This window comes from Nonomuraea sp. NPDC049129, from assembly GCF_040648495.1.
Lineage (GTDB): Bacteria > Actinomycetota > Actinomycetes > Streptosporangiales > Streptosporangiaceae > Nonomuraea.
On sequence record NZ_JBEZDU010000011.1, the window covers coordinates 36,497 to 57,439 of the forward strand.

The window sequence follows — 20,943 nt, forward strand, 5'->3', positions numbered from 1 at the left end:
AGCTTCAGCGATTTAGGCCGGATGGATGAGGCGGTGCCGTTGCAGCAACGAGCACTGACCATCACCGAGACCACCCTGGGCCCCGATCACCCCGACATGGCCATCCGGCTAGGAAATCTGGCGTCCAGCTTCAGCGATTTAGGCCGGATGGATGAGGCGGTGCCGTTGCAGCAACGAGCACTGACCATCACCGAGACCACCCTGGGCCCCGATCACCCCGACGTGGCCATCCGGCTAGGAAATCTGGCGTTGAGCTTCCACGATCTGGGGCGGGCGGGTGAAGCGGTGCCTCTGTTCGAGCGGGCGCTGCACATCGCCGAGACGGCCCTGGACCCCGACCACCCGACCGTGGCCACCTGTCTGGGGAATCTGGCATCGAGCCTTCACACTCTGGACCGGGCGGGTGAGGCGGCGTCGTTGGAGCAACGGGCGCTGGCCATCACCGAGACGACCCTAGGCGCCCACCATCCCTCCGTAGCCATCCGGCTAGGGAATCTGGGGGCGAGCTTCCACATCCTGGGCCGGACGAGTGAAGCGGTCCCTCTGATTGAGCGGGCGCTGGCCATAACCGAGACGACCCTGGGCCCCGACCACCCCCAAGCAAAGACTTTACGAAAAAACATTTCGTACATGTCAAACAGTCCATGCGGTTGTGGATCTGGGAAGAAGTTCAAACGTTGCCACGGTCGACTCTGACAGGAGAAGCGAGATATCCGCGGCCCGCCGTTACAACAATGAAGTACAGCAACCGGTCCGCACAGTACGCATGCCGACAGCCGTCGTCACATGCCTGACCAGAACGACGAGTCCTCTACGTCGCGTCGGTTCCCAAGTGCAAACAGGCAGCCATGCCACCGCTGCGCCGCTTCTAATACTGAGCCTGACGAACGCGAGACAGACACGGGATGATCTTCTATACGATACAGGGCGTTCAGGCTGTTCCTCCAGCTCACACTACGTACGCCGACTGTACAGCCCCGACTCTCCTACAGAGGTGCCTTCAGCGTGCCACATTGGCTATAGCCCGTCTGAGAACTGGAGCTCCTGACGGGTTTACTCGTTCCACCACCAGCTGGCGAAGTTCCGGCGGATAGTTGTCAGTGCAGTAGTCTTTTGACTTGTAAATGGTGGCAGGCATGTGGAGAACATATGAGAAGCAGCACCTTTGTCGGCCGAGTGGAACACCTAGGCGCGCTGATGGAGCTGGCCAAAGACGTCTGCCAAGGGCAAACCCGTGCCCTAGTAGTCGAAGGCCCGCTCGGGATTGGTAAGTCCGCCCTCCTCGGGGAGGTCGCACGTCTCGCACAGACAGGTACCAAGGAGCCCATTCTCAAGGTGATTAGTGCTAGGTGTCAGGCGATTGTCGGTGAGGCTAATGCCTACGGGCCGGTGATGGCTATCTTTAATGCTCTTCAGCCACCGAGGGTCGCTCGGCGCATTAAGTATGCGACTGTGCAGCATCTACCAGAGCTTGTTGGGTCGCTGCCTATGGTGGGTCCGGCCCTTTCAGCTGCAGCGCAGATTACCCAGACGGCCCTTGATTCAGGTTCTGTGCAGGGTGACAGCTTGCTGCCGTATCGGCAAAGCGTTGCCCATGGTCTTGCGTCAGCAATGGTGGATGCCCTGGTGAAATCAGGGCCGGCATTGGTGCTAGTCGATGACATGCAGTGGATCGATCCCAGCAGTCTACTGGTCTTCGACCATTTCATTGAGCAGGTTTGGGGCCGTCCAGTGGGCGTTGTCCTGGCTCACGAAACGGATCAGGGCAGTAGCCCGCCGGTCGAAGGAGCGACCATCAGGAAGTTCCTCGACCGGTGGCAACTGCAGGGGAAGCTAGAGCAGATCGCCCTCAGCGGTCTACCGGACGACGCCGTCGCGGAACTCGTGCGCCTTTACCATGGCCCTAGCATCCCTCCGTCGATTTCGGCCCAGCTAAGCAAGATCACCGGCGGCCGACCGGCCTATATCGCTCAGTTACTCCCACTGATCAGTACCAATGCCGGACTGGACGGTCCACTGCCAGAAACTTTGCTTCGAGCGGTTCGGCAGCCGCTAACAAGCCTGGAATCCTCTGACCGGGAACTGCTGGTGGTGGCTGCTACGCAGGGATCTGCGTTCTTAGCTCCGCTAGTTGCCCGAGCGGCCAATCGGGAGGAACAGGAGGTCCAGGACAGGCTTCATTGGCTTTCGCGGGAGAGTGGATTAATTACAACGGCACCGAATCCCGACTGGGCGCCCCTTGCTGACTGCTATCAGTTCAACAATCTGCTGCTTCAGACGGAGCTGTATGCAGAACAGAGCCCCGGCCGGTGCCGGCAACGCCATACACGGATTGCCGAAGGACTCATGAAACTCGGCTATGAGCTTCCTTTTGAAGCCCGGCTCGATTGTGTCCGCCATTTCCGCGCGGGCGACCCGCATCCAGCCTCTGGTGCCGAGCACCTGAAACTGGCCAAGGATGTGGCAGTCAACGGCCTATCCTTTGCAGAGGCGGAGACACTCTGTCGCTTCGCGGTCCACGAAATCGCGCGTCTCCCAGAGCGGGCCTCTAACCGAGACTCTTTGATGGCGAAGGCCATAGAGCTCCTGCTCAATCTCACCGAGATCCACTGGCGGACACCACAGCGCCCCAAGGGCGACGACCTGGAAACCCTAGCTGCACAGGCAGAGGAAGCAGCGCGCCGTTGTGGCGACCCTGCCCTGACGGCCCGCACGGTCATGCTTCATGGCAAAGTCCTCCTACACACCCAGGGATTGGTGCCTTCGCTGGATAGACTCAGGCAGGCGGTGGAGCTCGCCCGAGACAGCGGTGATCCTCAAGCACTTTTCGTTGCCCTCGCTGAATACGGACGTCAGCTGCCAAAGCGCGATTTGACCGGAGGCCTCACGGTGCTTCGGGAAGCCCAGCGGCTCTACGAAACTGATCCCCGGCTACGCAATTTGTCCGATCCGGTCCTTCGCCACGCCCGCAATCTCACCGATATGCAGTTGGGAGTGAATCTCTTCGATGCGGGGGATTTCGGAACAGCACTGATACACCTAACCGCTTGCGTGGAGCATCTTCGCGCGGATCCGCTCAATGCGGAGCTCCCTATCGCGCTCAACTACCTTGCTCAGCTGTACTCAACCATGGGAGATACGCAAACGGCGGAAAACGCCCTACGAGAGGCACTTTCTTTCGAGGAGACCCGCGGCGGACCCAGCGGTTGGCACGCCTACAACAGCGCCCTCCTCGCTCGGCTGATGGCACGCGATCCAGCCCGCAGGCACGCGTGTCAGCCGATGCTCGCGGAGGCATGGCGGGAGACCGAGCAAACCTGGCTACTCAATCTCGTCCCCATTGTCCGTAACTTGTACGCCGAGGTGCTACTTCTACTAGGCGATACCGACCCAGTTCTGCTGGACCAGGCGCTGGAACTCGCCGAAGACACCATCCAAGAGACTAGGCGAACAGGCATGATCCGGAGTGAGATCGCGGCACTGTCCCTAGCCAGCAGGATCCGTCATCTGCGTAGCGAGACCGAGGCGGCCGCAGTACTGGCCCGGGACGCTCTCGACATTCTCCGGTGGACGGGAGACCTACCCGCGCTCCGTACCGAAGAGGTTCTCCACCATGCTGCAGTGGTGCTGGAAGCCGTTGGCGACAACCAAGAGACTGTCATGTGGCTGCGCGCCGACGTCCAAAAGCGTGTACAACGTATCGCCGATAGTCTTACAGATTCAGCGCAACGATCTCGTTACCTGCAGCAAGCTCTGCTCAGCTAACAGATTCCACTCTCGACGAGCAGCCGCGCAGGACATGAGTGGTAGGGCGTTGACACCGCGCCGGTTGATGCCGGTGACCGAAACGGCGGACGACCGGTCGAAGCCCCGCACGCGCCCTTCCGTGCGCCACGGCATCCTCCTCATCGATCGAGGTGTTGCGACGACCAGTTGAATCCGCCGACGGGTGCTCCCTGCGGAGACGGTCCGTGCGGCTTGGGCGGCCAATTCTTTTGAAACTCCGGCGACGTGGCTCCGGGACCGACTCGCGGGGGGTTCGGCAAGAGGGACTTCGTCGTCGATCGTGATCAGGAACTTCTTGAATTCGGCGGCATGGTGCTGGCGGTGCAGTTCGCCGATGACAGTGCCGTGGGCGATGTTGAAGGCGGCGAACAGGCTTGTGATGCCATCACGCACGTAGTCGTGGATGCGCCGCTCGGGCATCGCGGGCAGCATCGGCTGCGAGCCATCCAACGCCTGGAACTGCGACTTCTCATCCACACACAGCACCACGGCGTGCTAGGGAGGGTTGTGATCGAGGCCCACGACCACCTTCTCCACTAACAGCGGATCGATCGACATCTTCAACGTGTCAGTCAGGTGCGGCTTGAGTCGGAAGTCGCGCCAGAGCCGCCCGATCGTCGACTTCGACAGTCCGCTGCGCTCGGCCATCCGGCCCGTGAACAGTGCGTGTCTTCCTTCGGTGTCTCCTCCGAGGTTGCCTCCGCCGCCTGTTCGACCTGGTCCAGACCGATCACCGCCGGCCAGCCCAGCCGACCCTCATCGAACAGCCCATCCAGCCATAACCGCAGGAACCGATGACGCCATTTGGATACCGTGTCCGGGTCGCAACTGCTCGGCGATCCACTGGTTGTCCCTGCAGTCCGCACACGCCAGCACAATCTTCGAGCGCATCGCCAGGACCTGCTCCGACGTGACCCGCCGCGCCCACCGCTCCAGAACCACCCGCTCAGCGTCGCTCACCGTCAACTCCGCCTTCGGCGACCGGTCCGCACCTCATCGATCAAGGCATCCAGCCCGCCCCGGGCGAGTCCGCACGCCGCTTACGCACCGTGGCCACGGATATCCCCAGGTCACGCGATGCCTGCGCGTACTGACGCCCAGCCCGGATGCGCCGTACATATCAGAATAAGCAGTGATCTGATAAATTTCAGGCGCATCGCAGTAGGACATGCGGTAGCCATTGCCTGCTCATCGTCCCCGGCCCCCGGGGAGCCACCAATACTCAGCGCGGGGAACCCCCAATCACAGCGTGAAGGCTTGGGGCTCTTGCACAGCCGACGTGCTTGACGGCGGGCCGCCTCACACAGCGAGCGCTACGGCGCAAAATGTCGCAGAAGTCGACTACGGTATCCGACATGTCCGATGCTTCGTTTTTGATGGTGCATGTGAGCCAGACCGCTGCAGGGCAAGACAATCTGGCTTTTGGGCTTGAGACTCGATCCTGGGGATTCCCGAGCCGCATTGAGGACTATGCGGGCATCACGACGGACTTCGTCATCCTCGGAACAGGCGCAAGACCGCGAGTGAACCTCGAGGTATGGCTGCGCGACGCAATCGACCTGTATGTGTGCCAAGCAGTCGGCAACATCTATGAGGGAACAGCTCCGCACTGGCCCGACGAGGTCGACGATCAACGCGTCAAATATCCGACGCGGTTCGGCATCGAGCCGCTCGCCAGATTAGCCAACGTCCCCCTGGGCCCACGTGGCCCCTTACCCGAAGCTGCAAGCGACGCGATCCGTCGGTCGGGTGTCGATCGCGGCTTCGGCAAACCAGTCCGGTTCGATCCTGACAAGCTGTTCAAGCTCATGGGCGTGACTCCTATGCTCGCTTCTGCCGACAGCGCGCTGATCGTTCCGTTGAGCCAAACCCGCCCAGTCTCGCTGCCTGCCCGCTCCAAGCCCTCCCGGAGCGCCAGGCGCGGCACGGGTGCCGGACGGCAGATCGACCCGAGGAAGCGCGTGGCTATCGAGCGTCACGCAGTCGAGCTGGCGATAGAGCACTACGAGCAGGCCGGCTGGACAGCGGAAGAAGTGGGCAAGCCTTACGACCTGCGCCTTACCAAACCTGGCGGCGAGCGTCACGTAGAAGTCAAGGGCACCACTGGCGCCCCCACTTCGGTAGAGCTGACCGTCAACGAAGTCCAACACGCCCGTGAGTTCCCCGCAGTCGACCTATTCGTGGTCAGCGACATCACCGTCGCGGGCGCTACACCCGACTTCACCACCAGCGGTGGCACCGTGACTTTGGTGCCTGACTGGGAACCCGCTGAAGAAGACCTGCGGCCGACTCGTTTCGAGTACCGCATCCCCTCATAACGGCCGCGCGGCCAGCCTCGGACGCCATCCCCCGCGGCCGGATTCCCGTCGGGCGTCCGGCCAGCGCGCAGTTGTCATCTCACTTCCACGAGGAGCTAAGAGGTGAAGCCCCGTTATCTGGTCGCACGCTCCGCGGGCGACCTGGCCGCAATGGAAACCGACGACCTAGTCCGGACGCTCGCCCGCCGGGCTCGCGAGGTTTACCAGGTTGCCGTCGGTGATTCGGAGAAACAATCCTGGCGCGCCAGCATCAAAACGGTCGTTAATGTCCTGCTCCAGGCCGGACTCGGTGACGTGATGGTACTGCTGGAAATGAGCACTTTAAGCAGCAACGCACGCATCGACATGCTGCTCGTGGGCTCCCATCCCAACACCGGTGAGCTGTCGGCCGTCGCCGTGGAGAACAAGCAGTGGTCGAGGCTCGCCTTCAATCCACGCACCCGCAGAATCACCCATCTCGGCGCAGGACACGAGGACAGTCAACACCCAGTCGAGCAGGTGTGGGATTACTGCTGGGCGCTGGAACGCCAAGTGCCGATGCTGCGCGGAGCACTGCGGGGCGTGGCGAACATGCATAACGCCTCCTCCACAGACATCGCCAAGATCATGCCTCCGGTCAGCCGATTACGCCCAGAGATTGACGACAAGCGCGTACGGGCGTTCAGCAGTGACGCCGACGACCGGCGGGAATTCGCCCGTTTCCTCTCAACTGTGTTGAGTGCCGAGAACGCCCGCCACCACGTTCACCGGATCAATCACGCACATGTCCGTCCCACCGAGGAGGTCATGCACGCCGCTTACGCAGCAGTTCGCGGCAGAGCGGTCTTTCCGCTGCTGGACGAGCAACGCGAAACTGTAGACAAGGTTCTCGCCCTGGTCCAGGACGGATTCAGCGCCAACTCCAAGCAGGTTTTCATCGTCACTGGCGGTCCCGGGACCGGTAAGACCGTCTTGGCACTGGAACTGCTGGGCATGCTCAACGGCATCAGCAGTTCCGCAGCCCACGCCTCGGGCAGCGCGGCATTCTCGGCAGCCCTACGCCTACACGTGACCGGGCGTCACGGAAACATCCCGGACCTGTTCACCTACTTCAACCAACACCGGCATCGCGAGCCCAACCACCTGAACGTCTTGATCTGCGATGAGGCACATCGCCTGCGCAAGACCTCTAACAGTCGCTTCGACAAGCCCGAGCAACGCTCGCACATCCCTCAAATCCACGAGCTAATCCAGGCGGCACGAGTGCCGGTGTTCCTGCTGGACCCCAACCAGGTCGTGCGCAACGACGAAATCGGCTCTCCCGAGGAGATCAGACAAGCCGCCTTAGCTCTGGGAATTCCGGACGAACACATCCATCACATCCCGCTGCAACGCCAGTTCCGCCACAGCCACTGCCCCGAGTACGTCGACTGGCTAGAGGACCTGCTGGGCTACGGAACGAATCCGCGACCATGGACGTATCAAGGCGAGTTTCAACTCCTGCGAGCCGAGACGCCACAGCAGATGGAGGATTACCTTCGAGCACAGATCGCTCTACATCATTCGGCACGCATCACCGCGGGCTACTGCTGGGACTGGACCCAGAAATACCTGGGTGGCCGACTAGCCCGCGACATCCGCATCGGCGACTGGGCATGGCCGTGGAACGCTCACAAAGCCAACAGACACCGCAACATTCCCGACCGCACTCTCTGGGCGACTGACCCAAATGGTTTCGAACAGATTGGATGCATCTACACCGCTCAAAGCTTTGACTGGGACTATGCCGGCGTCATCATAGGGTACGACTACACCTGGTCCGACAACGAATGGAAATCGGCCAACAACAAGGACCGGGCGACCTGGGGAGACGACCGCCACCGACTTGTCCGCAACATTTACCGGGTTCTGGCGAGCCGCGGCAAACACGGGGTCGTGCTGCATTCCACCGACCCTGCCACTCGAGATCTACTGCTCAAGCTAAAGGTACCGCCAGTACAAGCCGCTCTGGAGGCCCTGAACAGGAAGCATCCAGGGTTGACAAGGTCGGCCCCAGCGGCTCCAGTGCAGGAAGCACTCCCGTGGTGGGACATTAATGGTTGAACTATCATTCGATAGATTGCGCCAAGTCATCACTGGACAGGTGCTCGCCTTCGATAGCCAAAGTCTGCGGAGGTCGCACCGTAGCGCGGTGTCAGCCCGCGGCTGGGCCGTTTCTCCCGCCCGTCGGACAAAGTGTCGCTGCAGCCGCCAGACAGAGGTTTCACGCCCGCGTGGAGACCTCATCCGGCTGTTGAAGATGAAGCCTCCTGATGTGCCACGTGAGCCGCAGCGCGGAAGGTCTCATTGAGCTGCTCGCGGCTTCTCCCACGAGTAACACGTTCATGACAGTTGGCACACAGCGCGATCATCGTGTCTGGGTGGTCGCGTCCGTCTTGAGCATGCTCATCGATGTGGTGGACCTGCAGCAGCGGTTCCCCCTTATCAGTGACATCGTGGGTGTAGCCGGAATCGGGGCAGGACGGGTTCTCGCACCGCCAGCCCGCACGGATGATCGCGGCCTCACGCGCCGGGGCAAGCCGGACACGCCGCTCCCCTTTCGTTTCGACCCGACGGCGGCTGTGCCCGGAGCGCTCAGCTTCCTCCGCCTGCCGACACAGATCTAGATAGCGGTCGGGTGCCCGAGTCGCCATGTGCCGGAGCGCTTCGAGAACCGCTTTGGAGCGCTCGGCCGCTGACAGTGCCTGGGACGGATGCGTGCGAAGCCTGGAGATACGCCCGTCGACCTCCTCCAGGCCCAGGTAACGGGAGTAGGCCAGCTGCGCGCACTCGAATGTGGAACGACCCAAGAGATCGAGGATGTCGTGGTGATCCATCACCAAGGTGCCGCTCTCGAAGCATACGTCCGTAACGTCGTACTCAAGCTCGCAATAGAGCACGCTGTAGACCCGGCTGCGGTCGTAGGACACCACCCGGCGTCCTAACAGCAGGTCCTGGAGCTCCCGACGGAGGTTGCGGAACGTTGGTGCATTCTTCACCGCGCGGGGATTCAGACCGACGGCGGTCAGTTCCCTGGTGGGAAGGGGATCCCAGAACGGATTGACGAGTGTGTTTATCAGCAGGTCGCCGTCGGCCGTGCGGACAGCAATCTCGCACATTACCGTCCGACAGAGTGGGTCGGCGACATTGAAGGTCCCAATGGTGCCGACTTCCAGGATGACCGTTCGCGGGTCATCGAGCACCGCATGCGCCCATGCCGCCGCCTCTCGGCGGTCCTCAGCCTGCTCATCGGCTGCGGGCGGCTGGGTCAGCGGCTTTGCGTGCGCTTCCATATATACGGACACGCATGGGTAAGTGAAGTCAAAGCGGTCGCCCGTGTGCGACCCGACGATGCTCTCCCACCGGTCCTGAATCTTGTCCCAGTCGACACTCCCTCGATGCCGGCGCAACCTGCTCCAGTCGATCGCCACCGGCATCCCGTCCAGCAACGCAGGGCCCACCTGAAGGGCGTCAGGCCGGAGCGCGTTGCGCGGGCGCAGGCCTCGGTTGGCCAACTGGGCGGCGGTAGCCAGCCCGGCAGGTAGTGAGGGCCAGCGGTCCCAGCCGGAGCCCTCCCCCGGATTGTCCGGCCATGTGTCGATGTCCACGGCGTAGATTGGAATATCGAATCCGGCAGGCACGCCCCACTCAAGCGGGCGCATCAGTGCTGGCCTTGACGACAGCATGGGGGCACAAGAACGCAAGATGATGAGAGGAACGGGAGAGTGACTGTCCGGACACGGACATCAGGGCTCATCTATCGACCAGCCTTAGAAGAAGGGGTGAGACAAATTTTCGCATCTCAGGGGCCGCCTAAGCACCTCCGGGACCGGCCCATACCAGAAAGTTCGAGACGGCGATTCCGATAACCGCCATCGCCGCAGCAGTCGGGATGGGAAATGGCAAAGAGTGACCAAACTGGCCTTCGAACGCCTACCCCAGCTGGGTGCGCACTCCCTGGATGAAGTCCCACCATTCGCCGACGCGTCCACCTGTGAAGCCGTGACGCTTCAGCGTCAGTTGGAGGGTCCGCTTCAACGGATGAGGCGACTGCATGATCGCTTCATTTCGCAGTGCCAGCCGGGTGAGCTGGCCCTGCGTGGGCGGCTGGTTGCTCTTCTGCCCGTTGCAGGGCTTGTGTGCAGGGGCGAGGTTCCAGATGGCGTCCAGGTCAATGTCCGCACCAGGCAGGAGCCGCTTGAACGAGTACGGAAACACGTGGTCGACCGCGATCTCATCAACGCCAAGGGTGAGCAGTTCGGCGCAGATGATGCACCGGCCATGTTGAAAACCGATGACGGCCTCGGTAACCCCCGCGACCGAGCGCCGCCGTTCTTTGTCGGTGATCTGTAATGCCTCAAGGTTGACCGCGACCCCCTCCTCGACCAGGCTCCGGCCCACCCTTGCGGCGAAGGACGTCTCAACGATGCTCCACCGCGCGGCCAGCTCCGCCTGCAGACTCGCCGTCTGCTCGGACAGAGCGACCTCACGGAGACGGTCTGTCAGCTTGACCACACGTTCCCAAGGAGTGCCTGCCACTTCGTAGAAGCGGTGGGGCACTGCAGCGCCGCCGTCGCCACGTAAATTGTGGAACTTCTGCATCACCATGGTGGGCATCGACTTCATCGCGGCGGCGAGCAGCTTTTCAGTTGGAGAACCGAGCCGTACGGACTCAGCGGCCTCCTCCCGAGCCACGGACAGGAAATCCAATCCGCCGGCAACGACTCTCGGCGACGCCTGCGGCGCTTGAGCCAGATGCTCCACCAAACTCATCGCGTACGGCTTGGCCAAGTCTCTGAGGAGGATGTCAGTACGCCCCTCGGCGGCGGCGCCCAGCAACGCCCCGCCCAAGGCGAACTTGTAGGTACGCACGTTGGCGCCCATGAGGACCGCCAGCCGCCATGAGGAGCGGGCAGTTGGCTCTTCGCGAAAGAAGTTCACAGTCATCAGTGCATGCCAGCTTTGATCGCGATATCGACCGGCTCAGAGTAGATCGCGATCACGGGGAATGTCACTGAGGCTCGATAGGCTCACGAGCCCTACAGGTAGGTCTTCAGTAAGTGGAGGACGTCGAGCATGGGCAAGCTGGTTCGGGACAACATTCCGGATATCATCCGCCAAACCGGCAGAGAACCGGTCGTTACCGTGCTCGGCGAGGTCGACTACCGCAAAGCCCTGCTGGCGAAATTGTTTGAAGAGGCCACCGAGCTCAACGAAGCCTCCCCCGCCGAGGTCACAGAGGAGATCGCGGATGTGTATGAGGTTCTTCGCGCGCTAGCGGCGGTCCATGGGCACGACTGGGCTGTGATCGAAAAGGTGGCAGCCGCCAAACGTGAGGAGCGCGGAGCATTTCGTGACCGCCTCTACCTGGCGTGACGCCGTTCTGCTACCAGCGTCAGTACTGACGCAGGTCAGGCCGAACACTTGCCGCAGGACAGTAGGGCTAGCCGAGCGCGTCCACGGCGTGGAATCGTCAGGAGCTGGTCGGGAGGCTGCGAGCGCGGGCGCGCGCCGAGGCGCGGAGGCCACTCAGGTAGGAGTAGAAGGCGTGGCGGCGGTTCTGATCCAGGTTGAGAGGAAGATCCAGCCGAGCGATCAGTTCGGTTTCGCCGGTCCAAGGCTCGTCGTGCTCGATCCAGCACACACGGGCGTGCTCAGCCATCCAGGCCGTCAGCTCCTTCTCGCCGGCCTGACCGAAGGTCAGTCGCTTCCCGCTGCCCACCCGGCGAAGCTCAAGCCCGAGTAGACAGCCGAGGCTGAGCCGCAAGGTGGAGCCTTCGGCGTTGCCCCGGAAGTGATAGCGCACCCTGCCTCGGAGATTCTGGCTGCTGGCTCGAGTCGCCATGCGGCGGGGAGCGATCCCCACATAGAGGAGGCGGTCAGCGGGCAGGGTTGGATGCGGCGGCTCGGTGAAATGCCAGCCGTAGATGCCCGCAGCGGCGGGCACCGGACACGAGCGGGTGAGGACCTCGACGGCTTTCCACAGCTTGACCGGCGCCAGCAGCTCGGCAGTGTTCATCCCCGCCCCCAGTCTCGTCAGTACAGGAAGGCTAGAGCACGCCACCGACAATAAGGGCGACGGCTCTATTACTAAGGTGTATGCGGTTTCGCAGCGATACTGGCCCCGCTACTCTTTTGGCGACCATGTGATGCGGCCCGACGGGCTTCCGCGGTCGTACGGCTTCGGCCGGAGCGGATAGGCCCCCCACCCGCACGAGTCCGTTCGTGCTGCCTGGGGGACAATCCGTGACGGCGTTGCGACTGTCCGCCGAGAACCTGCTCGCCTCTCCCAATGAGGCCGCGTTCGCAGAAGTGATCGCCGAACACGTACGGGCAACGACCGGCCAGCGTTCCTCACCCTCCGAAGTAAGGTCCTGGCAGCGCAGCTTGCCAGTCCTTGCGCGCGATCTCGCCGACGCAGGGTTGCATAGGGTCGAGATGCTCGTGGAGTACAAACTCCCACTGACGAGCAAGCGCGCCGACGTGGTGCTGGCCGGCGTACACCCGCGGACCGGCGAAGACTCGTACGTCGTCGTCGAGCTCAAGCAGTGGAGCCAGGCCGAGCCGTCCGATTTGGGTGACCATCTGGTCATCGTGGACGGCATGCCTGGCGGTGAAACGCTTCATCCGGCCGAACAGGTACGCCGGTACTGCGAGTACATGTGCGATTTCCTCGGGGTGCTCAGCGGCAAGCCGAACGCCGTGTACGGAGCCGCTTACCTGCACAACGCCATGGATCTGGACGTCGACGGGCTATCGGATCAGGTTCGCGATGAACGCAGCCGCCTGTTCACCAAGCAGCGGCGCGGCGAGTTTCTCCGGTACCTGAGTGAGCGGCTGTCCGACAAGCCTGGCGCCGACGCCGCCGACCGGCTCCTGTCCAGCGCCGTCGCTCCCAGCAAGCAGCTCATGACCTATGCCTCCAAGGAGATCCGCGAGCGCGAGCAGTTCACCCTGCTGGACGAGCAGCAAGTCGCGTACGAGCTGGTCATGGGTGCTGTCGACAAAGCGCGGCGGGCGGACTCCAAGCAGGTCGTCATCGTCACCGGCGGCCCCGGCAGTGGCAAGAGCGTCATCGCGTTGTCGCTACTCGGCGAGCTGTTCAGGCAGAGCCGCTCGGCTCTGCACGCCACTGGCTCACAATCGTTCACCCAGACCATGCGTCGCTATCCCGGCCGCGGCAGCACTCGGATCAAGAATCTCTTCAAGTACTTCAACAGCTTCACCGATGCCGAGCAGAACGGCATGGACGTGCTGATCTGCGACGAAGCCCACCGCATCCGCGAAACGTCCACCAACCGCTTCACCCCGGCGGCCAGGCGGACAGGACGCAGCCAGCTCGACGAGCTGCTATCCGTGGCACGAGTGCCGGTCTTCCTCCTCGACCAGCACCAAGTGGTACGTCCCGGCGAACTCGGCACCGTAGCGAGCATCGAGCGCTACGCCCGCGCCAAGGGATACGACGTGCGATTCGTATCGCTCGACGAGCAGTTCCGCTGCGGCGGCAGCCGGAAGTACGAACAGTGGGTCCTCCGCCTGCTGGGCCTGGCCGACGGCGGGCCGATGGAGTGGGACGGGGACGAGGACTTCCAGGTACGGCTCGCTGACTCCCCGCAAGAGCTTGAGGCTTTCCTGCAAGACCAGACCGGCACCGCCCGCATGACCGCCGGCTATTGCTGGCCATGGAGCGATCCCCGCCCGGACGACACCCTCGTCAACGACGTCGTCATCGGCGACTGGGCCCGACCGTGGAACGTCAAGAAGGACCGGGCCGTCGGCGACTATCCGCCGAGCATGCTTTGGGCCAGCGAGCCGAACGGGTTCGGGCAGGTTGGCTGTGTCTACACCGCTCAGGGGTTCGAGTACGACTGGAACGGCGTCATCTTGGGTCCTGACCTGACCGTCCGGGACGGGAAACTGGTCACTGTGCGCGAGGAGACCCGGGATCCTGCGTTCAAGAGCCGTAAGACCGTTCCGGATAGCGACTTCGACCAGCTTGTTCGCAACGTGTACAAGGTCCTGCTCACCCGAGGCATGCGCGGAACAGTGATCTACGCGGTCAATCCAGAGCTGCGGAGCTTCCTCGCTGGATTCATGCGTGCCACGCGGCCTTAATCGGCCCTGTCATGATCTCATCACTATGCACCCACGCCAAAGGCGCTTCAGGTCGCTCTACCCGAGCCACGATTCTCACCGTGACAGAAGAAAAGCCGGGCCAGTGCCTCAACATGCTGCACGGAGAAGAAGCAACTGAGCCCAAAAACAGCTTCTTGGTCGAACTTCTGGCCATAGCGCCGCAAACCTCACATACCATCTTTGGGCTCTACAGCTTGTAGAAGGCTGTTGCGAGTAGGCGGACGTCAATGTCCAGGAACCCGCGAACCGGGGCACTGCAGTCCCAACCCCTTCTCCCCCCACCCTCCGCATTCGATTTTATCCCTTGATGGATAACTATGTCCGTTTTGACAGGATGGATACGATATGTGCATACGCCTGCCCATTGCCGGATGGCTCCATTTGCGGAGGAGCAGCTTTCGTGGGATCACGCTGTCTTTATCAGGGAACCGCCAGTGAACTCGCCACTCTTATCTCTGCAGACGGACTCCTACGGGAGCTCAGGCGAAGTTACGCCGAGCTGATCAGCGGTGAGCTGAATCCGCTTGAAGTTGAATCGTGGCGTAACAGCATCCCCACTGTCATTGACCTATTGCTGGAAGAGGGCCTGGGCGATGTACAGGTACTGATCGAGTTAAAAACGCCGATCAGCGATGTGCGGATGGACATGGTCCTGGTCGGCTCCCATCCGATCACCGGTCAGATGACACTGGTTGTGGTGGAGAACAAGCAGTGGCAGTGGGCCCGACCTGGGCCGTCCCCCGAACTGGTCTACCTCTCCAGCTCGCCGAACTCAAAACCGCACTCACACCCTATCAGACAAGTCTGGGACTACCGCCAAGTCTTAATCGACTATATTTCCTTAGTCCAAAGGTCGGCCAAGGTCTATTGCATCGTCAACATGCACAATGCCATCACCGAAAAATTGGCGGCAATCCGGCCTGCCGCCGTTGGCCTAAAATATGACTCCTCCCTAGTTCGGATGTTCTGCTCTGATCACCGCGATCACTTCAAAAAGACGCTTCGCACCGTCCTCTCGCCGGAAAGGGCATCCGACTACGCGAAGGAATTCCTGGAAGCACCGGTATCGCCAACCGAAAGCCTGATGACGTTGGTAACTGAGAGCGTTTGCCAACGGTCGGTCTTTCCCCTGCTCGATGAGCAAAGGGATGCCTACGAGTACGTAAGAGCGGCAGTGAACGCCAGTAAGCAGGGCGCACCCAAGGAGGTCGTCTTGATCGTGGGCGGCCCGGGCACCGGAAAGAGCGTAATCGCTGTGGAGCTGCTGGGCATCTTGAACCGGCAGGGTGTACGTGCCGTACACGCCACTGGCAGCAGATCCTTCACTCTGACATTGCGCGACAACGTCGAGAAGGTCAACCGCCGCGCCGCACGCAGTTTCTCCTATTTCAACAGCTACACTCATGCCACCCCGCACAATATCGATGTCCTGATTTGCGATGAAGCTCACCGGCTTCGCGCGACATCTGATCGCCGCCGCAACAGCTATGACGGGGACCACAACCAACAGCAGGGGCGGCCTCAAGTGCAGGAACTGATCGAGGCCGCCGCCGTTCCGGTATTCCTGCTCGATGAGCACCAGCTGGTCCGCCGTGGCGAAGTTGGCTCCGTTCAGCTGATCCGTGAAGCGGCCGACGATCTGGGAATAAAGGTTCAGCAAATCGATCTACGCCACCAATTTCGATGTGGCGGCTCCCCTGAATACGTCACCTGGGTGGAGCAACTCCTTGGGCTGGGGTGGGAGCACGGCCCTCAGCCATGGCGGCCCTTGGAGACCTTCGAGCTGCACGTCGCACGTTCTCCTGCGATCATGGAGGAGTTTTTACGAGCGAAACAAGATGAGGACACCACCGCGCGCATCGCTGCCGGCTTTTGTTGGCCGTGGAGCGACCCGCGCCCGGACGGGACGTTGGTCGAGGATGTCAAGATCGGCGAATGGCACCGCCCCTGGAACTCGCGGGCCGAGCGCGAGAAAAATGGCATCCCTCCATCCAGCTTGTGGGCTACTCACGCGGCTGGATTCGACCAGATCGGATGCATCTACACCGCCCAGGGTTTCGAATACGACTATGCAGGCGTCATTTTCGGCGATGACTTAACGTGGACAGGACAGAATTGGCAAGCCAACCGTCGAGCCAACAAGGATAGAGAAGTGCAGGGCGCTCCCCGGTTTGGGGACCTGGTTCGCAACACATACCGGGTACTGGCTACCAGGGGCATGTCCGGTGCAGTCCTTTATTCGACCGACCCCTCGACGAATCGATTATTCGCGGAGCTCGGTGTGCCCATACTGTGATGCCAGCGTCCTTGGCGTAACATAGATCTCCGGAGGATATTTTGCCTCATGCAAGCTTCAGGCAACCGCCTTCCGTTGCTCAGCTTCTCCGGGATAATCGTCGGATGGGGCCTGAGAGCTAGGAAATGTCCCCAGCAATGTCTTCACGGCTCTGGCGTATCAAGACGCCATGCCCGCGTGCTGGGTCACAGAGACAGCAGTGATCAAAGCTGAACGGCCGATCGCACGACTCCTGCCAAATGCCGGCACTGTAGGGATCCTTGGACGCAGGGTTGATGTGTCGTGCAACAACGAGCGCCACTACCGCTGCGGCGCCTTTCTCGATCAGCGCGGACGCCGCGCTTTGTACGTGAGCGCCGGACACGAACAAGTCGTCCACCAGCAGAACCCGCTGATGGTCCAACCTGTCGCCCCGGATACGGAAGGCATCTCCATGCGACCTGCGGTTGGCAAGCACCGGAGCGTAGGTGTCGACGACCTCCAAAAGAAGGGGTCGATGAAGGCGGGCCAGCGCACCAACCTTGCTCACGACCCGCGTCATCGTGTCGAACGCCTCGGCGGGCTGCTCGGTTCGGGTGCTGGGAATCGTGGCCACAACGGTGAAGGGGCCGCCGGCACACCCTTGTAGGCAGCGGGCGTGTTTCTGGAAGAAATGGGTCACCGTCGCGGCGAGGAAGTCTGGCCGTCTTCGCCGACCTGCGGCACCGTTGGGGTCCTTCTTGCGAACCGGCACGTCGTACAGCTGGGTGTTCTTGGCCGTCAGCGAGATCGGCACCACATACTCGGTGTGGCCGTACAGGTCCTCGGTGGTGCGTTTGCAACTCACGCAGGTGGGCCAGGGCTCACCATTCCCACAGTCGTTCGGACCGGAGTGGCAGATGCGGCACACTCCCGCCCGGGTGGGAGGGACGGGGCGAAACAGCGGCAGGAAATCATGGGTGTACGCCTCCGCGCCACCCATGATCAGCAGGTGCTTGTTCGAGGGGCCATATCTACAAGATTGACCGCCTGCTTGGAAAGGTCGTCAATGTCTTGGACGGCAGTCATGCCTCCCCGGAAGGCTGCACGCTCGGCCCACGGCTGTTCCTGCTGGAGCCGGTGGGACACGAACACATGCTTTCCAGTCGCCAGCGCTCTCTCGACATGCTGGGAGGAGGGGCCACCAGCCAGACCGTCGACGACATACAAGCAGTCGGCTAACCCGCAGGTCACAACGCACGCGAGTTCAACAGTGCGGGAGGTGGGGAGAGCATCGGGCCAGAACGGCGTGACGATCGCCCCGCACTCGGCTATCTGCTCGGCCACACTGCCGTACTGCCCGAGAGCGGACTGCTCGGAGATGCCGCCGGCCAGGACCGCCAGCGCGCGACCGCCTACCGCGAGTGTCGCCTCGTGGACCGCTGCGTCCAGGTCAGTACGGAGTGGCGCGACGACGGTCAGCCCAGCCTCGGCCAGCGTCCGCGCCGCGGCGACGGCGTGGCCGGTCTCGCGCTCGCCAACTACGGCGATTGCCCGATGGTCGTTGGACCTGAAGTTGCCGCGGACCCACAGGAACGGCTGACGATCGTAGGCGAAACACAGATTGGCCGGATAGCTCTCGTCGAGCACGGTGACGAGATGGACGCCGTCGGCACGCATGGTGGTGATGATAGAGCGCGCCCAGTCCAGATGCTCTGGCTGGACGCGAGCGGCGATCGTGGCGGCGTGCGCTCGGTCGTCCTCGTCACGACTCGGGCAGTACCCGTCGAGGAGCTTCAGGGCGCTGCCTGCGTCAAGAATGACGCGCGCGGTGTAGAACCACGGCTTGTCCTGGGCGGCTTGGGTGAGTGCGAGGACGGCTGCCTGCTCGTCAACCGGGATCACTGTCATCACCATCTCGAACGTGGTTTCGGGATGAACGTACGCTCCGACACCGACAAATGCGGCAACGGGATGCGTGGTTCTGTGTTTGCCCTATCGTGCCGAGGTCGGCCAGATGGCGCGCCACGATTGCCGTGAACGGGCTATGCCGATTCAGGGCATTGACAGCCCCTGAGCCACTCTGCTCGGGTCAGATCGGCGAAGAAGAGCCCGTAGGCCGCAGGCTGCCGAGAGGTGCGCGCGGGCTTTGCCAGGCCGGTTCGCCTTCCGGGGCCTTGGGCACAGGCCCGAATCGTCGAACCCCGACCCGGCCGTACTACGGTCGCAGTAGAGCCGATGGGTACCACGGGATGAGGGAATTCGCCCAGGTCAGACCTACTGTTTAGGGGTGCGTACCGTGACCTGGCTGCGACAGGAGCTCCTTTCCCGACCTTATGTGGCCGACACGATCCTGGCCGTGTGCGTGTATGCGATGACGCTGCTGGCGCCGGGCCCGCCCCCGCCGTCTGGGGCGGAGTGGCGCGGCCAACTGCAGCCCCTCACCGCATACGACATTGCGCTGGCTTCGGTCGTCTGCGGTGCTCTGGTCTTTCGGCGGCGGTGGCCCCGGGCCGTTCTCGCCCTCACGGTCGCCGGGTTCGTCGTCTACGCCATGATCGACGGTGGGCGGAGTCTGTTGAACCTGGGGTCGGCGATCGCGGTGTACACGGTGGCCTCGCGAGTCCCGCGTCGGCACGCGTGGGCCTGTGGAGGGCTTGCTGCGCTCGTGGTTACCGTGGCCAGGGTGGTGTTCAGCGGGAGTGCGTGGCTGACGCCCGAGATGCTGGCGCCGATCGCGTCGATCGGTATGGCCACCGCCGTCGGGGACTCGCTGCGTAGTCGCCGGGCCTATGTGGCCGCCATCGAGGAGCGGGCGCGCAGGGCCGAGGAGACGCGTGAGGAGGAGGCCGAACGGCGGGTGATGGAGGAGCGGCTGTACATCGCTCGCGAATTGCATGACGTTCTCGCTCACCACATCGCGCTGATCAACGTACAGGCGCAGGTTGCCGCGCATTTGCTGGCGACCGAACCTGAGCAGGCTCGTACGGCGCTGGGTCATGTTCGCGAAGCGGGCAAGGAGGCGTTGGATGAGTTGCGGACGACAGTGGGGCTGCTGCGGCGGCCGGGTAGCCGCGAGGAGCTGCTGACCGAGCCCGCGCCGGGGCTGGATCGGCTGCCTGAGCTGGTCGACTCCTTCACTGCGGCCGGGCTGGAGCTGGGTTGGCTCATCTACGGCGATCCGAGACCGTTGCCCGCTCCTGTGGATCTCGCCGCGTTCCGGATTGTTCAGGAGGCGCTGACCAACGTGAGCAAGCACGCGCCGCAGGCGACCGCGACTGTGCGGATCGACTATGCGTCCGACGAGGTGATCGTCGACGTCGCCGACGACGGTCAGGGTCAGAGTGATGCGGGTGGGGTCTCTTCCGGGACCGGTCACGGGCTGATCGGTATGCGGGAGCGGGCCCTTTCGGTCGATGGGACCTTCCTCGCTGGGCCCGTGGACGGCAGCGGGTTTCGGGTGCATGCCGTGCTCCCCACCTCGAGGAAGAACAGGTGACGACCGTCTTGAGGGAGTACAGGCCATGACCGTCAAAGTGCTGCTGGCAGACGACCAAGCGCTGGTCCGGGCCGGGTTCCGGGTGCTGATCGACTCGGCGCCCGACCTGACGGTGGTCGGCGAGGCTGCCAACGGTCATGACGCCGTACGGCTCGCGCGGGAGACTATGGCCGACGTGGTGCTGATGGACGTTCGCATGCCCGGAATGGATGGTCTGGCCGCTACGAGGGAGATCACCCGCGATGAGGCCACGGCCGGGGTCCGGGTGCTGGTCCTGACCACGTTCGAGATCGACGAGTACGTCTTCGCCGCGCTGCAGGCGGGTGCCAGCGGGTTCCTCGGCAAGAGTGTGGAGGCCGGCGAGTTGCAAGAGGCGATCAGGGTGGTGGCCAGGGGCGAGGCGCTGCTGTCACCGTTGGCGACTCGACGTCTGATCACCCGCTTCCTGGACGGGCGCGGGGTCTCGGCCCAGCACGTGCCCGAAGACCTGGCTGTGCTCACCGAGCGCGAGCGCGAGGTGATGATCCTCGTGGCCCACGGGCGTACCAACGACGAGATCGCCGATCTGCTGGGGATCAGCCGGGTGACCGCCAAGACGCACGTCAACCGAGCCATGACCAAGCTGAAGGCCCACGACCGCGCCCAGCTGGTAATCATCGCGTACGAGACCGGTCTGGTCCGTCCTCAAGCCCGCTGATCGCCCCCAAAGGCCACAGGCGCGGGCCACCGCGCCCCCTGATCGCCCGCGAACCGCAGGCGGAGGCCACTGCGCCCGCCGATCGCCCGAGAACTGCGGGCCAACTGACCGCCCGGGAACCACGCGCGCGGGCTAGCTGATCGCCCAAGAACCGCGGACGCAGTAGCCCACGCCCGCGTCTACTGCGATCGCCGCAGTCCAGAACCCTCCCCCAGGCGGACGTCCACCCAAAGCC

The 20,943-nt window shown here is 62.8% G+C and carries 16 protein-coding genes; 9 read left to right on the top strand and 7 right to left on the bottom strand.

The window, feature by feature from the left end; genetic code table 11:
- A partial coding sequence (locus tag AB0B64_RS31815; RefSeq protein WP_358181585.1) for a tetratricopeptide repeat protein occupies nt 1-696 on the top strand: 696 nt, incomplete at its 5' end.
- Between the two features lie 453 nt (nt 697-1,149).
- Nucleotides 1,150-3,765, top strand: coding sequence for an AAA family ATPase (locus AB0B64_RS31820; RefSeq protein WP_358181588.1), 2,616 nt, complete (start codon nt 1,150-1,152; stop codon nt 3,763-3,765).
- Here the strand turns inward: AB0B64_RS31820 and AB0B64_RS31825 are convergent.
- Both AB0B64_RS31825 and AB0B64_RS31830 read right to left on the bottom strand, forming a co-directional pair.
- Nucleotides 3,721-4,263: a hypothetical protein gene (locus AB0B64_RS31825; protein ID WP_358181591.1), complete on the bottom strand. Its 543-nt coding sequence runs from the start codon at nt 4,261-4,263 to the stop codon at nt 3,721-3,723. The genes AB0B64_RS31820 and AB0B64_RS31825 overlap by 45 nt on opposite strands.
- Before the next feature lie 18 nt (nt 4,264-4,281).
- Entirely contained in the window at nt 4,282-4,434 is a 153-nt protein-coding gene (locus tag AB0B64_RS31830) for a hypothetical protein (RefSeq protein WP_358181594.1), read from the bottom strand.
- A 707-nt stretch (nt 4,435-5,141) separates the two neighbouring features.
- Here AB0B64_RS31830 and AB0B64_RS31835 point away from each other — a divergent pair.
- Together AB0B64_RS31835 and AB0B64_RS31840 are read left to right on the top strand one after the other, a co-directional pair.
- Nucleotides 5,142-6,104, top strand: coding sequence for a DUF3883 domain-containing protein (locus AB0B64_RS31835; protein ID WP_358181597.1), 963 nt, complete (start codon nt 5,142-5,144; stop codon nt 6,102-6,104).
- Nucleotides 6,105-6,206: 102 nt separating this feature from the next.
- Complete coding sequence (locus AB0B64_RS31840) at nt 6,207-8,186, top strand: DNA/RNA helicase domain-containing protein (RefSeq protein ID WP_358181600.1); 1,980 nt, start codon at nt 6,207-6,209, stop codon at nt 8,184-8,186.
- Between the two features lie 179 nt (nt 8,187-8,365).
- Here AB0B64_RS31840 and AB0B64_RS31845 read toward each other — a convergent pair whose 3' ends face one another.
- Nucleotides 8,366-9,784 carry an HNH endonuclease gene (locus AB0B64_RS31845; RefSeq protein WP_358181603.1) on the bottom strand — a complete coding sequence of 473 codons (1,419 nt, stop codon included), beginning with the start codon at nt 9,782-9,784 and terminating at the stop codon, nt 8,366-8,368.
- Nucleotides 9,785-10,055: 271 nt separating this feature from the next.
- Nucleotides 10,056-11,069, bottom strand: coding sequence for a hypothetical protein (locus tag AB0B64_RS31850; RefSeq protein ID WP_358181606.1), 1,014 nt, complete (start codon nt 11,067-11,069; stop codon nt 10,056-10,058).
- 129 nt (nt 11,070-11,198) lie between these two features.
- Between AB0B64_RS31850 and AB0B64_RS31855 the strand changes: the two genes are divergently transcribed.
- Nucleotides 11,199-11,498, top strand: a complete 300-nt coding sequence (locus AB0B64_RS31855) for a nucleoside triphosphate pyrophosphohydrolase (RefSeq protein WP_358181609.1) — start codon at nt 11,199-11,201, stop codon at nt 11,496-11,498.
- 97 nt (nt 11,499-11,595) lie between these two features.
- Here AB0B64_RS31855 and AB0B64_RS31860 read toward each other — a convergent pair whose 3' ends face one another.
- Nucleotides 11,596-12,141: a GIY-YIG nuclease family protein gene (locus AB0B64_RS31860; RefSeq protein WP_358181612.1), complete on the bottom strand. Its 546-nt coding sequence runs from the start codon at nt 12,139-12,141 to the stop codon at nt 11,596-11,598.
- Nucleotides 12,142-12,368: 227 nt separating this feature from the next.
- Here AB0B64_RS31860 and AB0B64_RS31865 point away from each other — a divergent pair, with 227 nt between their 5' ends.
- On the top strand, nt 12,369-14,237 hold the full coding sequence (locus tag AB0B64_RS31865; protein ID WP_358181615.1) for a DUF2075 domain-containing protein: 1,869 nt from the start codon (nt 12,369-12,371) through the stop codon (nt 14,235-14,237).
- A gap of 328 nt (nt 14,238-14,565) precedes the next feature.
- Complete coding sequence (locus AB0B64_RS31870; RefSeq protein WP_358181618.1) at nt 14,566-16,554, top strand: DUF2075 domain-containing protein; 1,989 nt, start codon at nt 14,566-14,568, stop codon at nt 16,552-16,554.
- Between the two features lie 118 nt (nt 16,555-16,672).
- Here AB0B64_RS31870 and AB0B64_RS31875 read toward each other — a convergent pair whose 3' ends face one another.
- Together AB0B64_RS31875 and AB0B64_RS31880 are read right to left on the bottom strand one after the other, a co-directional pair.
- Nucleotides 16,673-17,515, bottom strand: a complete 843-nt coding sequence (locus AB0B64_RS31875; RefSeq protein ID WP_358181621.1) for a hypothetical protein — start codon at nt 17,513-17,515, stop codon at nt 16,673-16,675.
- Nucleotides 17,516-17,517: 2 nt separating this feature from the next.
- Nucleotides 17,518-18,417, bottom strand: coding sequence for a DNA-processing protein DprA (locus AB0B64_RS31880; protein ID WP_358181624.1), 900 nt, complete (start codon nt 18,415-18,417; stop codon nt 17,518-17,520).
- Nucleotides 18,418-18,802: 385 nt separating this feature from the next.
- On the opposite strand from AB0B64_RS31880, the gene AB0B64_RS31885 reads away from it, so the two are divergent.
- Nucleotides 18,803-20,011, top strand: a complete 1,209-nt coding sequence (locus AB0B64_RS31885) for a sensor histidine kinase (RefSeq protein ID WP_358181627.1) — start codon at nt 18,803-18,805, stop codon at nt 20,009-20,011.
- A gap of 25 nt (nt 20,012-20,036) precedes the next feature.
- Nucleotides 20,037-20,708, top strand: coding sequence for a response regulator transcription factor (locus tag AB0B64_RS31890; RefSeq protein WP_357943408.1), 672 nt, complete (start codon nt 20,037-20,039; stop codon nt 20,706-20,708).
- The last annotated feature ends 235 nt before the right edge of the window (nt 20,709-20,943 follow it).

Excerpts from the sequence above, each read along its gene's own strand:
- AB0B64_RS31820 (WP_358181588.1), top strand. The coding sequence starts at position 1,150 with ATGAGAAGCAGCACCTTTGTCGGCCGAGTGGAACACCTAGGCGCGCTG.
- AB0B64_RS31830 (WP_358181594.1), bottom strand. The coding sequence starts at position 4,434 with ATGGCCGAGCGCAGCGGACTGTCGAAGTCGACGATCGGGCGGCTCTGG.
- AB0B64_RS31835 (WP_358181597.1), top strand. The coding sequence starts at position 5,142 with ATGTCCGATGCTTCGTTTTTGATGGTGCATGTGAGCCAGACCGCTGCA.
- AB0B64_RS31845 (WP_358181603.1), bottom strand. The coding sequence starts at position 9,784 with ATGCGCCCGCTTGAGTGGGGCGTGCCTGCCGGATTCGATATTCCAATC.
- AB0B64_RS31850 (WP_358181606.1), bottom strand. The coding sequence starts at position 11,069 with ATGACTGTGAACTTCTTTCGCGAAGAGCCAACTGCCCGCTCCTCATGG.
- AB0B64_RS31855 (WP_358181609.1), top strand. The coding sequence starts at position 11,199 with ATGGGCAAGCTGGTTCGGGACAACATTCCGGATATCATCCGCCAAACC.
- AB0B64_RS31860 (WP_358181612.1), bottom strand. The coding sequence starts at position 12,141 with ATGAACACTGCCGAGCTGCTGGCGCCGGTCAAGCTGTGGAAAGCCGTC.
- AB0B64_RS31870 (WP_358181618.1), top strand. The coding sequence starts at position 14,566 with ATGGATAACTATGTCCGTTTTGACAGGATGGATACGATATGTGCATAC.
- AB0B64_RS31875 (WP_358181621.1), bottom strand. The coding sequence starts at position 17,515 with ATGGGTGGCGCGGAGGCGTACACCCATGATTTCCTGCCGCTGTTTCGC.
- AB0B64_RS31890 (WP_357943408.1), top strand. The coding sequence starts at position 20,037 with ATGACCGTCAAAGTGCTGCTGGCAGACGACCAAGCGCTGGTCCGGGCC.